The organism is Robertmurraya mangrovi (genome assembly GCF_034427655.1).
Lineage (GTDB): Bacteria > Bacillota > Bacilli > Bacillales > Cytobacillaceae > Robertmurraya_A > Robertmurraya_A mangrovi.
Window position 1 is genome coordinate 327951 of the sequence record NZ_JAXOFX010000001.1, and the last position, 15321, is coordinate 343271.

14 protein-coding genes and 2 riboswitches are annotated in these 15321 nt (G+C 37.0%); of the genes, 8 read left to right on the forward strand and 6 right to left on the reverse strand.

Features of this window, described 5'->3' with window-relative positions:
• Positions 1–6: 6 nt before the first annotated feature.
• On the forward strand, positions 7–948 hold the full coding sequence (locus SM124_RS01695) for an NADP-dependent oxidoreductase (RefSeq protein WP_322444752.1): 942 nt from the start codon (positions 7–9) through the stop codon (positions 946–948).
• A 77-nt stretch (positions 949–1025) separates the two neighbouring features.
• Here the strand turns inward: SM124_RS01695 and SM124_RS01700 are convergent, their stop codons facing one another.
• Entirely contained in the window at positions 1026–1631 is a 606-nt protein-coding gene (locus tag SM124_RS01700) for a YitT family protein (protein WP_322444753.1), read from the reverse strand.
• 163 nt (positions 1632–1794) lie between these two features.
• On the opposite strand from SM124_RS01700, the gene SM124_RS01705 reads away from it, so the two are divergent.
• Positions 1795–2241, forward strand: a complete 447-nt coding sequence (locus SM124_RS01705; protein WP_322444754.1) for an Lrp/AsnC family transcriptional regulator — start codon at positions 1795–1797, stop codon at positions 2239–2241.
• 55 nt (positions 2242–2296) lie between these two features.
• Here SM124_RS01705 and SM124_RS01710 read toward each other — a convergent pair whose 3' ends face one another.
• The 4 genes from SM124_RS01710 to trhA form a co-directional block, all read right to left on the reverse strand.
• Entirely contained in the window at positions 2297–3352 is a 1056-nt protein-coding gene (locus SM124_RS01710; RefSeq protein WP_322444755.1) for a sulfate/molybdate ABC transporter ATP-binding protein, read from the reverse strand.
• A gap of 7 nt (positions 3353–3359) precedes the next feature.
• Complete coding sequence (modB, locus tag SM124_RS01715) at positions 3360–4037, reverse strand: molybdate ABC transporter permease subunit (protein ID WP_322444756.1); 678 nt, start codon at positions 4035–4037, stop codon at positions 3360–3362.
• Entirely contained in the window at positions 4037–4828 is a 792-nt protein-coding gene (gene modA / locus SM124_RS01720; protein WP_322444757.1) for a molybdate ABC transporter substrate-binding protein, read from the reverse strand. The genes modB and modA overlap by 1 nt, the downstream gene beginning before the upstream one ends.
• Before the next feature lie 74 nt (positions 4829–4902).
• Positions 4903–5550: a PAQR family membrane homeostasis protein TrhA gene (gene trhA / locus SM124_RS01725; protein WP_322444758.1), complete on the reverse strand. Its 648-nt coding sequence runs from the start codon at positions 5548–5550 to the stop codon at positions 4903–4905.
• A gap of 141 nt (positions 5551–5691) precedes the next feature.
• On the opposite strand from trhA, the gene SM124_RS01730 reads away from it, so the two are divergent.
• Positions 5692–6261: a DUF1836 domain-containing protein gene (locus tag SM124_RS01730; protein WP_322444759.1), complete on the forward strand. Its 570-nt coding sequence runs from the start codon at positions 5692–5694 to the stop codon at positions 6259–6261.
• Positions 6262–6318: 57 nt separating this feature from the next.
• Here the strand turns inward: SM124_RS01730 and SM124_RS01735 are convergent, their stop codons facing one another.
• Positions 6319–8040, reverse strand: a complete 1722-nt coding sequence (locus SM124_RS01735; protein ID WP_322444760.1) for an alkaline phosphatase — start codon at positions 8038–8040, stop codon at positions 6319–6321.
• A 290-nt stretch (positions 8041–8330) separates the two neighbouring features.
• On the opposite strand from SM124_RS01735, the gene SM124_RS01740 reads away from it, so the two are divergent.
• The 5 genes from SM124_RS01740 (at position 8331) to SM124_RS01760 (ending at position 15319) form a co-directional block, all read left to right on the forward strand.
• Positions 8331–9599, forward strand: a complete 1269-nt coding sequence (locus tag SM124_RS01740; RefSeq protein ID WP_322444761.1) for an ammonium transporter — start codon at positions 8331–8333, stop codon at positions 9597–9599.
• 299 nt (positions 9600–9898) lie between these two features.
• Positions 9899–10010, forward strand: a riboswitch (SAM riboswitch).
• 97 nt (positions 10011–10107) lie between these two features.
• Positions 10108–11424, forward strand: coding sequence for a homoserine dehydrogenase (locus SM124_RS01745; protein ID WP_322444762.1), 1317 nt, complete (start codon positions 10108–10110; stop codon positions 11422–11424).
• A 2-nt stretch (positions 11425–11426) separates the two neighbouring features.
• Positions 11427–11533: riboswitch (SAM riboswitch) on the forward strand.
• 71 nt (positions 11534–11604) lie between these two features.
• On the forward strand, positions 11605–13392 hold the full coding sequence (locus tag SM124_RS01750; RefSeq protein ID WP_322444763.1) for a PLP-dependent aspartate aminotransferase family protein: 1788 nt from the start codon (positions 11605–11607) through the stop codon (positions 13390–13392).
• A gap of 45 nt (positions 13393–13437) precedes the next feature.
• Complete coding sequence (locus tag SM124_RS01755; protein WP_322444764.1) at positions 13438–14439, forward strand: aliphatic sulfonate ABC transporter substrate-binding protein; 1002 nt, start codon at positions 13438–13440, stop codon at positions 14437–14439.
• Positions 14440–14473: 34 nt separating this feature from the next.
• Entirely contained in the window at positions 14474–15319 is an 846-nt protein-coding gene (locus SM124_RS01760; RefSeq protein WP_322444765.1) for an ABC transporter permease, read from the forward strand.
• The last annotated feature ends 2 nt before the right edge of the window (positions 15320–15321 follow it).

Below are 15321 nucleotides of genomic sequence, written 5' to 3' on the forward strand. Positions count from 1 at the left end.
TTATTCATGATGAAAGCAATAACAATAAACCGTTATGGCCCTTTATCTGAAATGCATGTTCACAAGCTACCCATTCCAGACGTAGGAGAAAATGATGTACTAATTGAAGTACATGCAGCTGCAGTAAATCCAGTTGACATTGCCATACGAAATGGCTGGCTTCAACAGAGGATTCCTCACCAATTTCCACTTGTATTAGGATGGGATGTCGCGGGAGTAGTAAAAGCTGTTGGTTCATCCGTTTCATCTCTTCAAGTAGGGGATGAAGTATACAGTTATCCTGACTTAGCCAGGAACGGGACTTACGCTGACTACATAGCTGTTAATCATAGATTCGTTTCGCATAAACCGAAAAATATAACTTTTGAAGAGGCTGCTTCTATCCCGCTCGTTGGAACTTGTGCTTTTCGTTCATTAGTGGAAGTAGGAAACATTCAAGAAGGGCAACGTGTTCTAATTCTGGGAGGTTCTGGCGGAGTGGGAAGCTTTGCTATACAACTAGCGAAAAGCTATGGTACTCATGTTGTTACAACTACTAGTACAAAAAATATTGAGTTTGTTAAACAACTAGGGGCAGATGAGGTCATTGATTACACTAATACCGAGCTTTCATCCTATGGAGGTTTATTTGATATCGTATTTGATGCCGCTGATAGAAAGCCCTTTGAACAAAGCTTTGATTTAGTAAAGAAAGGTGGCAAAATCATTTCTGTTGCCACTTTTCCTAATGAAGAGGACCTGAGAAGAGCAGCTGAAAAAGAGATATCGGTCCAATTTTTAATTAGTAATCCTAGTACGGATATACTACCTAAAATTAGCAGTCTGATAGAATCTAACAAAATAAAACCAGTTATCGGGTCTGTATTTTCAATGGATGAAGCTCAAAAAGCACATGAACTAAGTGAGACCAATCACGCTAGAGGAAAGATTGTTTTAAAAATGAAATAGGGTAAAAATAGAGCCGGCTTAAAGGGACCTGCTCTATTTTTACCTATTAAAATCAAGGCTTATGTTTTTACAATGTGTTAGGCAGCATATGCTTCCTTTTTAACAGACCTTTGAGTTGTCTTCAAGGCAATTTCATTTTTATAATAACTAATCACTTTTGCGGTAACAAAAATGGATAAAATAGAGCAAAGTCCTCTTATTAAACCTACAGAGTAAATACTTGAAACCACAACAATTAAGTCAAATATAAAATTAATTTGCCCAGGGTTAACGTTATATCTCTTTTGAAGGAATAGAGCAAGTATGTTAGCTCCGCCAAGGGAAGAACCATTTATAAATACAATGGAAAGCCCAATTCCTATCAATAATCCTCCTAAAACTGCACCCACTAGCATCGGTATAGAAAAGTTAGGCAACCATTGGTCCACTGCAGTCATTAAAGACAGAATGGAAACAGCCCCTATTGTTGATATTGTAAAATTCCAGCCCATTCTTAAAACGGAAAATACATAAAAGGGAAGGTTAATTAGAAAGAAAATAAGGGCAAATGGTAGGTGAGTTAAGTATGTAATACTTAAGGATAGTCCAGCGGTTCCACCAGTTACAATATTCGAATGCTTTAAAATAATCACTCCAATGGTGGTTATTAAACAACCTAGCAAGATTAACGATATTTTTTTCATGTTGCATTCACCTTCTTTAAATCTAGTAACTTTTTTTGACTTATTTAAATATAAAAGATAAAACTAGCGATTTACATATCTTAATGAAGGTATTAATATGTATTTAGTTTCATTTTGAACTATTTTTTCAAGATTTCATTACATAATGAAAGGAAACGTTTACATGGATAAAATAGACATCCAACTATTGGAACTTTTGCAAAAGAATTCTCGCATCTCAATCAGCGATTTATCAAATGAATTAGCCCTAAGTCGACCAAGTATATCTGAGCGCCTTCATCGTTTACAAGAGAAAGGAATTATTGAAGAATTTACAACGAGAGTCTCCTTAGCAGCGGTGGGTAGGGAGATACTATTAATTATTCAAGTTGGTGCTTTAAAAGTTTCCGTCACAGAGTTTGAGGAAATGATTAAAAAGGAAGAAGAGGTAATCGAGTGTCATCGTGTGACAGGGGAGGTAAGCTATATTATTAAGGCAGCTGTTTCAAATATGAATAATATGAGGATCCTCATTGATAGATTAATTCCTTACGGGCAAATAAACACCTCAACCGTACTAGCCTCTCCTGTTTCAAAGCGCTATATCCTACCGATTACAGAAAAAGAGTGAGATGGCAATCCAACTCACTCTTAATTAGACGATATAAAAGGATTTCAGGTGCTATTCATCCAACTAAGAAAAACAATTTTTCTGGAGGTAAGTACACATTAAGTTTTTTTGCCAATATCCTACTGATATCATTGTTTGAAACAGCTGTATGTAACAGTATTGAACCTACTCGAATCGTTACCGAAGACTGTTTTAACCCTGTTACTGTATGTATCACTTCAAATGGAAAGGTATTAGGTTCATTTTCTTCGTTTACAAACCTGATATCCTCATCATGGATTCCAATATGGGTGACCAGCCTACCTTTAAGTGACTGTGGATTCAACCAAATCCTCGTATTTTGAACAAGGCACTCAATCCCGTTGTCCCATTCCTTTAACGAATCAATCTTTAGAATATTTTTACACCCGATAATTTTAGCTGCTGCTACATTTTCAGGGCGTCTAAAAACAGCATTCTTCTGTCCAAATTGAACAACTTGTCCTTCATGTAAAAGAAGGAGGTCGTCACATAACCGGTAAGCCTCCTCCATATTGTGAGTGACTAATAAAACGACACCCGTAAAATTCTCCTTAATGATGTGGAGCAATTCTTGTTCAAGTAAATCTTTCACATGATAATCTAACGCGGAAAAAGGTTCATCTAGTAAAAGTAAATCTGGTTCTGTAATAAGTGTTCTGGCTAGTGCAACACGCTGTTGCTGGCCGCCAGATAACTCATATGGATAACGTTTTTCATAACCTTTTAGTAAAACTTTTTCGAGCATTTGTGAGACTTTATCTTTGATATCTTGTTTGTCCATTCCCTTTAGACCGAAAGCGATGTTTTGTTCAACATTTAAATGAGGGAATAGAGCATAATGTTGAAAAACATAGCCTATGTTTCGATGTCTCGTTTTGATATTCGTTTTGCTATTAGAATCATAAAACACTTTTTCCTCTATCATAATCTTCCCTTTATCGGGTGTGACAAGGCCAGCGATACATTGTAAGGTCAAACTCTTCCCACAGCCAGAAGGTCCAATGATACCCGTGATCCCATTTCTAGCTGTAAAAGAGGTATGTAGTTCGAAATCGTGTAATTTCTTTTCAATCTTTACTGACAACATCATGGTTTGTTCACCTGCTCTTTAAAGACGTTTTCTTGTCTAAGCGATTGATCATATAGAGAATTATGAGGGATACGGTTGTCATAATGATAACAAGTAGATTGGCGAGTTCCCTGTTTCCTGCTAGTAAAGCATCATATATGGCAATAGGCATCGTCATTGTTTGGTTAGGTATACTCCCAGCTACCATTAGAGTAGCACCAAAGTCCCCAAGTGCTCTCGCAAAAGCAAGTGTAATACCAGAAGCAATCCCTCTCCAGGCTAAGGGAATCATAATCGTAAAAAAAATGTTCCATTCCGAACGCCCTAATATCCTTGCCGCCTGAATAACGGAAGGGTCAATGGTTGAAAAGGCAGACCTAGCTGATTTAATTAAAAAGGGAATTGAGACGACTAAAGCCGCAATAACCGCACCCTTTGGAGTAAAAACAATCGTTATATGAAAGTGCTTTTCAAGTAGTACTCCTATCGAGCTTTGCCGACCTAATAATACTAATAAATAATAGCCAAGTACCGTCGGAGGTAAAACAACTGGTAAGGTGATGATGGTATCAATCATATCAGATGTTCTTCCATTTGAACGATTTAAGTAATAAGCAATCGGTAAACCAATGAGAATGGCAAAAAGAGTTGCTGTGAATGCAACCCTTAAAGAAAGAAATAGTGGAAATAAGTTTAAATCTGCCATTATTCATTCTCCTTAGGAAGGGAAAAACCGTACCTTTCCATAACTGGTTGACCGGTTGGACCTAAGATAAACTTAATAAATTCTTTCGCAGTTCTTTCCTGTTCCGTCCCATTTATAACTGCAATGGACTGTTTAATCGGCTCATGTAACTGGCTTTCAATTAAACTAAAATGAACATCTTCTTCTTTTACTAGTGACAAGGCGATAATACCTGCCTCAACATTGCCTGTTTCAATAAAGGTAAGGGTATCTGAAATATTTCTTCCATATACTAATTTAGTCTCTATTTCATCCCATATTCCTACGGCTTGAAAAGCTTGCTTTGCCGCTAGACCATAGGGTGCATGGTCAGGATTAGCAATCGCTATTTTTTTAACTTCTGGTTTTAATAAATCTTCAAGATTTGTAACTTTCAGAGAAGAATCCTTTACGGTTGCAATACCGATTCTTCCTAATGCGTACATTTTTTGTGAATCCGGCATCACATGTCCTTTAGCTTTTAAATCATCAACAAACTTTACATTGGCAGCAGCAAAAACATCAAATGGTGCACCATTTGCAATTTGATCTGCTAATTGTCCTGTAGAGCCAAATGAAAAAGTCACTTTTGTTCCTGTTTCCTCTTCAAACATTTTCCCTAGTTCGGTAAAAGCCAAAGTTAAATCGGAAGCAGCAGCTATTTGCAATTCAGCTGAGTTCGAATTTTGTTCATGATTGTTATTACAACCTACGATAAACAAAAATACGAATATGATAGGGAGTAAAATTATGAATGTTTTTCTATTATGCATGTTCTTGCTCCTTACTTTCACTCATCTTTATCATTATATACTTCTATATGTCTGCATACAATGAAGGAGCAAAGTTACAGTACAAACAAAAATACACTTAAGAAGTGAGCTAAGCTCCCCAGCAAGATAAAGATATGGAAGATTTCGTGAAATCCCATATGTTTGAACTCAAGGAATTTAGGTTTTGCCCCATAAATAACACCACCAATAGTATAGAACACTCCACCTAAAACTAGTAAAAATAAGCCAGCTGAACTCAGGATTTCAGAAAGAGGAGAGGCAACGAATATAACCATCCAACCCATTCCAATATAAATAGCCGTTGAAAGCCACCGTGGACAATTAAACCAAAGCATTTTAAAAATAATCCCTAAAATAGCCATTCCACTAATGATGGAAAATAGTATCCAGCCAGTCACACCATTTAGACTAATTAGACAAAAAGGTGTGTAAGTTCCGGCAATTAAAACAAATATCATAGAATGATCCAGTCTTCTTAGAAAAGCAATAATTTTATCTCTAGCGATAACCATGTGATAAGTAGCAGATGCAGAATAAAGAAGCATCATGCTTATACCGAAAATGACAACCGCTGTAATGGCAAGGGCAGATTGTGTAGTAATAGAAGCTTTTATAACCATAGCAAGAAGTCCAATGAAAGATAGGATTGCTCCGGCAAGATGTGTTAAACCATTAATCGGTTCGCGAATATAGGTACCCATATTAAATTACCTCCATATTTCTTTACGTAGTTTTAATAACTATATGTAATTATATTTTAACTACCTAAAGTAGTCAAGGTTTTACTTGTCCATTATTTTAGGGTAGAATAGGCATATGATAACTAGAGTCGAGGTTTATAAATGGAAAAATTAATTGAAATGATTGAAAAGCTAGAATTAGAAAATCAGCTTTCATTAGAAGAAATGCCTGAAATAGACTTATACATGGATCAAGTCATACAACTATTTGAAAATAAATTTGCTGCATCAAAAAGAAATGAAGATGAAAAAGTACTTACTAAGACGATGATTAACAACTATGCAAAAGGGAAATTATTTATTCCTATTAAAAATAAAAAATATACGAAGGAACACCTTATATTAATTAGCTTGATTTATCAGTTAAAAGGGGCATTGTCCATTAATGATATAAAAGTCACCTTAGAAGAAATGAACAAGCTTGTATTAGAAGGGGATGTAGATATCAAGAATTTCTATCAGACATTCCTACAGTTATCTAGTGAGAATGTAGAGAAGTTCCAGGATGATATAAAAATTGGAGCTGATCATGTTGAAGAGAAGCTTGCAAATCTTGAAGGTAATTCAGATTATCTACAAAAAATGTTACTTATCACGTCATTTGTACATATGAGTAATTTGTATAGAAGAGTAGCAGAAAAATTAGTAGATGAAATAATAGAGGAAAAATAATAAAAGCTGACAAGTACGAACATTATAGATGTCCATACTTGTCAGCTTTTTTAAAAATTATTTGTTTCCTTGTCCAGGAGGTGTTCTCTTTCCACCTTCCATGTTATACCCAGCTAACTGGGCAATCATTTTAGACAAATTAGTATTGTCTAAAACCCCTTCAAAATTATCAGCGCCAACTCCATATCCGAAAATGGGGACCATATTAGCGGAGTGACCGCCAGTTGGGCTTAATGAACGGATTTCCGTATTGAGAGCACCAGCATGGTAAGTTTCAGCGATAATAGTCCCTATTTCCCATCCTAATATATGTGGAGGTACTTGTTTTCCTTGGCTATCTAAAACTCTTCTGTTAAACTGTGTAATTTGCTCTTCATTCAGATTAATATTAGCAAATCGACTAAATACATCTTTTACGCTCTCAGCTGTAAAAACATTTTTATCTTTATCCCACTTTAATTGGCTTCCCATATATTCTGGAGAAACAGCAACATTTTTTAGTTGAGCTATTTGCATAGGTTCCGTTGCTGTAATTCCCATGGTTTCATGATCTGCAAGTGCAAGTACTAGAGTATTTCCATCCTTCTTTGCCCATTCAACTGCGTATCTAACAGCATCATCAAATTCTACTGTTTCTTTCCAGATGCTAGTAAAATCGGCAGCATGGGCTGCATGATCAATTCTTGCCCCTTCAATCATAGCAAAGAAACCATTTTTCGCTGCATCCTTAGATAAAAATTCAATCGTCTTAGCTGTCATTTCGGTTAAAGTGGGCTCCGTACTATTCAATTCATCTCGGTCAATTTTATAATTCATAAACGAATCATGAAACAGACCAATTAATTTTGTTCCTTCTGCCGCATTGAGCTCACCACGATTCGTGACGTACGTATACCCTTTTTCCTTAAATCCTTGAATTAGATCAACACCATTCTGTCTTTTCGGTGTGAAATAATCCCGGCCTCCGCCTAGTACCACATCAAGGTCTTTTTGAAAAAGCTGTCTAGCGATTTCATCTTGTCCCGCACGAGTTTTTACACTTGCATAAAAAGCAGCTGGAGTAGCATCCGTTACGGTGTTTGTTGAGACAACACCAATCTTTTTCCCTGCCGCTTTAGAGGCATCTAATATAGTACTCAAATCTGTCCCATCTGGTGTAATTCCAATCATCGTGTTATTAGTTTTATTCCCAGTAGCTATTGCTGTACCGGCTGCCGCTGAATCAGTAACGGTATTATCTGCAGAGTACGTTTGGGATAGGGCAACATGTGGAAGCCCTTGCATAAATAATCTGCCTTCTTTTCCATGTTCGAATAATCTGGCAACCTCCATCTGACCCATTCCCATACCATCACCGATTAAAACAATGATATTGCGAGGTTTCTTACCTGGCGCTACATTTCTAATACTCGCTTGATTATTATAGTCATTCCCTAGACTAAAATTAGAATCCTTGTTATTTTGACTATTTCGGCTTTGCTTAGGATTTTGATAGGCTTGCGTTTTCCCCGAACCTTGTTCATTAGTTAGGTTAAGTCTACTACCTTGATCGTGTGAGAATATCTCATCTTTAGTATCGTTAATAAAATTAGGTGAGTTAGGATTATGTCTAGGTTCTGGAGTTAGACCTATTTTTTTGCCCTTCTGGTTACTAGTAGTTTGAGCTGTTTTCTCGTCTTTCTTTTTGTCTTTGTTTTTCGCTTCATCCTTATTATTACAAGCAGTCAAACTAAACATAAGAGTGAAAATAATTAGTGCTTTAAAAATGCGTGCTGTCATGATTTCCCTCCTTTTGTTGTTACTTATACTTTTTGCAGTTACAGGAAAAAACTATATGGGAATTTTTGCTTTTACCTGTCCGGGGGGAATGAGAGAACTCAATTGATATTAATTAATTGACATTTATGTAAGATAATCTAACGTAGTATTTCAGAATATTAACAAAAGTCTATTGAATTTAACCAAAATTCAAGTTAAATTAAATTTAAATATTAATATATGTAACATTTCCTTACATTAAGGAGTAATTTAAACTAACAGCAAAACTAAATTAAAAGGAGGAAGTCAAAATGGATATTAATTATTTGATGAATAGCTTGTGGGTGATGGTGAGTGCGGTTTTAGTCATCTTTATGTTAGGTGGATTTATTTTGTTGGAAGCAGGTTCGACTCGGATGAAAAATGCTGGTCATATTGCAGGTAAAACCATCTTTACTTTTGGTCTCGCATCGATAGTGTTCTGGGCTGTAGGTTTTGGGTTTATTTTTGGAGAACAAGCTAATTTTCTAGTCGGTCTTTCTAACTTCTTTTATTCAGGCGCCGAACTTGCTGACCTGGGTCTTTCATCTCCTGTATTCTTCCTCTTTCAACTAGCTTTCGCCGGGATAAGCATCACCATTGCATTAGGGGGCTTTGCAGAAAGAGCAAAGTTATCCGTCTACTTAGTTTTCACCATTTTATTTTCTGCCATCGTTTATCCAGTCGTTGCTCACTGGATTTGGGGAGGCGGATGGTTAGCTGAACATGGTAAGCAAGATTTTGCCGGTTCCACAGTGGTTCATTTAACAGGAGCCATGGCAGCCCTAGCTGCAACCATTCTACTGAAACCTCGTATTGGAAAATACAATAAAGACGGTTCCTCCAATAATATTTATGGACACAATCAAGTTTTTACAGCTTTAGGAGTATTGATTTTATGGGTTGGTTGGTTTGGATTTAACGCTGGAAGTACAGTCTCTGTTGATGAAGGATTTTTCGGATTTGTCGCACTTAACACCAATTTAGCCGCTGGAGCAGGTGCCGTTGCTGCTTTATTAATTTCTTGGGTGGTTTTAGGAAAATCGGATGTTCCAACGATGTTAAATGGAGGCTTAGCTGGACTTGTTGCAATAACTGCATCTTGTGCATTTGTTGATACTTGGGCGGCTGTTGTCATTGGATTTGTTGCTGGTTTACTAGTTTTCTATAGTGTAAGATTTTTTGAAAAGCGAAAAATCGATGATCCAATTTATGCTCTTTCTGTTCACGGAGCAGCAGGAATTTGGGGGACCTTATCAACTGGCTTCTTTGCCACTCCTGAGCTGGCGACAGTTGGGTTGCCTGGGCTATTCTATGGTGGAGGACTTACACAATTAGGAGTTCAAGCTATGGGCGTTGCCGTATCTGGCATGTATGCATTCGTTGTTTCCTTTGTGATCTTAGTGATTACGAAAAAGGTATTGAGTGGTCTACGTGTTTCGGAAGAAGAAGAAACTATGGGCTTAGACATTAGTGAACACGGTAGCTATGGCTATCCTGAAGTATTTACTGTCATTGAAAGTAAGAGTGTTCATTCATAAGACCTTGGAAAAGGTATACTGAAAAAATACAAAAATGCAATTGTCACGATTTTATTAGATGTCTATTTTCAAATTGCTAAATTATAAATTAATGTCATTTTTCGCTGAAGGTTAAAATATAGTATTTATCAGACAATCTAAGGTAAGTTGGGCAAAAATAGGGGCTAGTCTAAAATAGCTAATTTCTCATTCAAAATAAAAATTTTCAAAAAAAGACTTTACAAGTAAAAAATCCCTGTGCTATATTTATCCATAATTAATAAACAATTGATTTGGTAACGCGTTAATACAATAAAGATTTCTTATCCAGAGAGGCGGAGGGACTGGCCCGATGAAGCCCGGCAACCGATTTTCATTCAATGAAAACACGGTGCCAATTCCTGCAGAACAAATTGTTCTGTCAGATAAGAAGAGTGTGTCTATTCTACCCTCTTCTTATGAAGAGGGTTTTTTGATGTAATAAAAAAATCTTTAGTAACGATAAATTCCAAAACACAAGGAGGTATATATGAGTTCACTAAAAGTAGCACTGTTAGGTCTTGGTACCGTTGGAAAAGGGGTATACGAATCCATTATCCAAACACATGAGAAAAAACTAACAGAAGCAGTAGGTAAAAAAGTTGAAATCGTTGGCGTACTAGTGAAGGATCACCAAAAGGAGAGAGGAATTAAGAAGGATATCCTAGTTACTACAGATGTAAACCAAATATTAAAATTACCTCATGTAGATATTGTTTTTGAAGCCATTGTTGGGATTGAACCAGCCAATACTTATATTCGTCAATTTTTAGAAAAAGGTAGCCATGTAATTAGTGCGAATAAGCAATTACTTGCCTATAAAGGTAAAGAACTAGCTGAAGTGGCAAATAAATATAATCGATTTTTAACTTTTGAAGCTGCAGTAGCCGGTGGAATCCCATTACTAAGAACGATTATTCAGTTATTGCAAGTAAATGGAATTACCAAACTTGAAGGAATACTAAACGGAACTAGCAACTATATTTTATCTAAAATGAGAACGGAACAATCAAATTTCAATGAAGTGCTAAAAGAAGCCCAAGATTTAGGCTATGCTGAGGCAGATCCTTCAAGTGATGTTTTAGGAACAGATGCTTTCTACAAATTAATGATTCTTAGTAACTTAATTTATCAAAAACAACCAAATTGGGAAAATGTCAATAAGGTGGGAGTAAATGAAGTTTCTCAAGCTGACATTTTGATTGGTGAAAGATTAGGGTTTAGATTGAAGTTGGTGGCTACACTGCAGAAAAAGGAACAAGATGTGCTAGCTGAAGTTAGACCTGTTTTTGTTAGTAACGAGCATCCTCTTTACAATGTCGAAGGAGTAGATAATGGTATCGTATTAAACACCGATCTGGTAGGAACCTTGCTACTACAAGGACCGGGGGCTGGATCTTTAGCGACAGCAAGTGCGATGATTGAAGATTTAGTTTACATTAGCCAGAAAGGGACACCAAACATACAAACACCGAGATTTAGCTATAATAGCCTAGTGGAAGGAAAGGAAGAACCCTCGATTTGGTTAACGATAGTTGAACTGCCAACAGATGAGTTGGTGAAAGAATACAAGCAATATTCTTCTATAAACTTTGCTAATAAAGATTTGACAGCCGTTCATCAAGAAGAAATTAAACATAATGATGGCTACATTATAGGAGAAATACTTGTTGGAAAAAGTGAAAATGTAGAAAGATTCATAGAAGAGTTACCACAAAAAATAAGAATCTATCCGATTTCACCAAAGGGAATTAATATAGCAACTAAAAATGTAGAGTTAACGAGATTACAAACGACAACTTCATAGGCTTCTTATCAAGAGAGGTGGAGGGACTGGCCCGATGAAACCCAGCAACCATTTGAACATTAAGTTCAGACAGGTGCTAATTCCAGCAGAGTTTTCTGAGAGATAAGAAGGGGTAACCACACCTCTTCTTGTCGGGGTGTTTTTTTATGGGAAAAAATCAAAAAAAAGGAGATTAATACAATGGCAAACCATTCATACGATTTAGAAACATTATTATTACATGGAGGGCATGCTCCAGATCCAACAACCGGCTCTCGAGCTGTACCCATCTATCAGTCTTCTTCCTATGTTTTTCATAGTACAGAGCATGCACAACGATTATTCTCACTGGACGAACCAGGAAATATTTATTCTCGAATCGGAAACCCAACAGTAGATGTACTAGAAAAAAGAATCGCTCTTTTAGAAGAAGGAGTAGCTGCAGTAGCAACATCTTCAGGGCAAGCAGCGATTTCATTAGCGATTATGAACCTAGCACATGCTGGTGACGAAATTGTCGCATCTACTAGTTTATACGGAGGTACATATAACTTATTTGTAAATACTCTTCCAAACTATGGAATTAAGGTTAATTTTGTTGATTCAACTGATCCTGAGAACTTCCGAAAGGCAATTACACCAAATACAAAGGCTGTTTTTGCTGAAATCATCGGAAATCCAAGTTTACAAGTTTTAGATGTTGAAGCTGTTGCAGATATCGCACATGAAGCGGGAATACCATTGATTGTGGATAGCACTTTTGCATCACCAGCACTTTGTAAACCGATTAAGTGGGGAGCAGATATCGTCGTTCATTCTGCTACGAAATGGATTGGAGGCCATGGAACTTCCATCGGTGGTTTAGTGGTAGATGGAGGACGCTTCAATTGGAACAGCGAAAAGTTCCCAATGTTCACTAAACCTGATCCAAGCTATAACGGAATTCGTTACGCTAATGATTTTGGTACATTAGCTTTCATTACTAAATTAAGAGTTCACTTATTGCGAGATTTTGGATCATCCTTAAGTCCATTTAACGCCTTCTTAATACTACAAGGTTTAGAGACATTGCAATTAAGAATGGAAAAACATACACAAAATGCAAAAGAGGTTGCTGAGTACTTAGTTAATCATCCAGCCGTAGAATGGGTTACATATCCTGGCCTTGAATCACATCAAACCCACCATTTAGCGAAAAAGTATTTGAAAAATGGAGACGGGGCGGTTGTTGTTTTTGGAATTAAAGGAGGAAGAGAAGCAGGAAAGAAATTCATTGACTCGCTTTCACTCTGGTCACATCTCGCAAATGTTGGGGATGCTCGTTCATTAGTCATCCATCCTGCCTCGACAACCCATCAACAATTAACAGCTGAGCAATTAAAACAAACAGGAGTGTCTGAGGAACTTGTTCGTTTGTCAGTCGGGTTAGAATCGGTACGTGACTTAACGAATGATTTAAATCAAGCACTTATCAAAGCAAGTGGTGTTTCTAACGAAGGAAAAAAAGAGATTGTCATTAATGATGAAGGAGTCATCCGGTGGGCTTTAAATTCTGCAACAGAAAAAGTCACTGTTGATGGTGTCGAACAAACGAGGAAAAAGAATTTAGCCATTGTTGGTTTAAGTAGCAACCCATCAAGACCTAGTCATAGATTAGCATTTAAAATGCAGCGTTTAGGGTATCGAATTATCCCAGTTAATCCTAGGGAAACGGAAGTTTTAGGTGAAAAAGCTTACCCAGATTTACGCTCCATTCCAGAACCAATTGATGTGGTACAGGTGTTTAGAAGTCCGGAAGCGGCAGTCGAGCTTGCTAAAGAGGCAACGGAAGTAAAACCAAAAGTGTTCTGGCTTCAAGAAGGAGTCATTTCAGAAGAGGCAGCATCCATTGTAAAAGAAGCTGGAATTGAAGTAGTTCACAATCGCTGCACCTATAAAGAAGCACAACGTTTAAGAGGAACCATCTCTACATTTGCTTGTGAAATATAGATTGTTGTCATAAAAATTAGACATCTAAAGGGGAGTTATAATACTATGAAAAACCTTAAACTTAAACATCTTCTAACTTTAATTCTGAGTATAACCATCTTAATACTAGGAGCTTGCAGCAGTAGCTCTTCATCAGATGGTTCAAATGAAGATAAACCGAAAAAAATCCGATTAGATTACGCTTTTTATTCCCCTACTAGTCTAGTGTTAAAGGATCAAGGCTTGCTTGAAGAAGCCTTAAAAGAAGACGGAGTCGAAGTAGAGTGGGTTCAAAGTTTAGGAAGTAATAAAGCACTTGAGTTCTTAAACAGTAACAGCATCGATTTTGGTTCAACAGCAGGGGCGGCGGCATTGATTGCTAAATCTAAAGGGGCACCAATCGAAAGTGCCTATATCTATTCAAAGCCAGAGTGGACCGCATTAGTGTCAAAAGGTGGTTCTAGTCTAAAATCGGTAGTTGATTTAAAAGGGAAGAAGGTAGCTGCAACATTAGGAACAGATCCTTATATTTTCTTACTCCGTGCTTTAGATGAAGCCGGTTTAAAAACCACTGATGTAGAAATTGTAAACCTTCAACATGGGGACGGGGCAAATGCATTAATTGCTGGTCAAGTGGATGCTTGGGCTGGACTTGATCCACATATGGCAAAGTTAGAAGTAACGGAAGGAACAAGTTATATATATCGTAATCCAGATTTCAACACGTACGGTACGTTAAATGTTCGCTCAGAGTTTGCTGAGAAGTATCCAGAGTATGTTGAAAAGGTCATTGCTGCATATGAAAAGGCTAGAACTTGGACCGTTGAAAACCCAGATAAAGCAGCTGAATTGCTGGCAAAGGAAGCTCAATTAGATTTAGAAGTTGCTACACTACAAATTTCTAGAAATGATTTTTCAAACCCAATACCTGGCCAAACTCAAGTAGATGCATTAATATCAGCAGGTAAGGTTCTTCAAGAAGGTGGAGTAGTAGAAGGAAATGTTGACATAGAAAAACTAGCAAAAGATTTAATTCAATCTTCTATTGCAGAAAAAGTAATCAAGTAGCAGAGTCAATTTAAGTTAGGGAGGAATACAACAAATGTCACAGCAAACGGAAAGAAGTATTCTTAAACCAGTCCGAGTGCCCTTTAGATTATCTACACCCTTTAAGGCTTTAACGGGTTCTCTTAAGCCGGTGTTATTAGGGAGTATTATCCCTGTGATCCTTATTGCTTTATGGGAGTTATTTGGAAGGTTAGGAGTTCTCCCTCCTAATCTCCTTCCAGCCCCGTCCATTATTATTCAAAAAATCATATCAATGATTCAAGATGGTAGCTTATGGGGACATGTAGGAATTACTGCCTACCGCGTGTTTGCTGGATTTTTACTAGGAACATTGGTTGCCGTTTTATTCGGCTCAGTTGTAGGCTTCTTCCGTTTAGCAGAACATTTAGTGGATCCCCTACTTCAAGCTTTCAGATCCATTCCTTCTCTAGCATGGGTACCGTTATTTATTTTATGGCTTAGCATTGGAGAAACATCAAAGGTTGTATTGATTGCTGTAGGAGTGTTCTTCCCTGTGTATCTTAACATCGTAAGTGGAGTGAAGGGAGTAGATCGTAAATTAATTGAGGTCGGAAAAATATACGGATTTACTACTTTTCAATTAATTAAGAGAATAATTCTCCCTGCTTCTCTCCCTTCCTTCTTAGTAGGTTTACGAAGCGGGCTAGGACTTGGCTGGATGTTCGTGGTGGCAGCAGAACTAATGGGTGCAAGTAAAGGACTAGGTTTTTTATTAGTCTTTGGTCAAAATATGAGTTCTCCAGATATCATCATTGCGAGTATTATTCTTTTTGCTTTACTCGGTAAGTTTACAGATTCAGTACTAAAAAGTGTCGAGAAAAAAGCACTACATTGGCAAGATACTCTTTCAAATCAATAGGG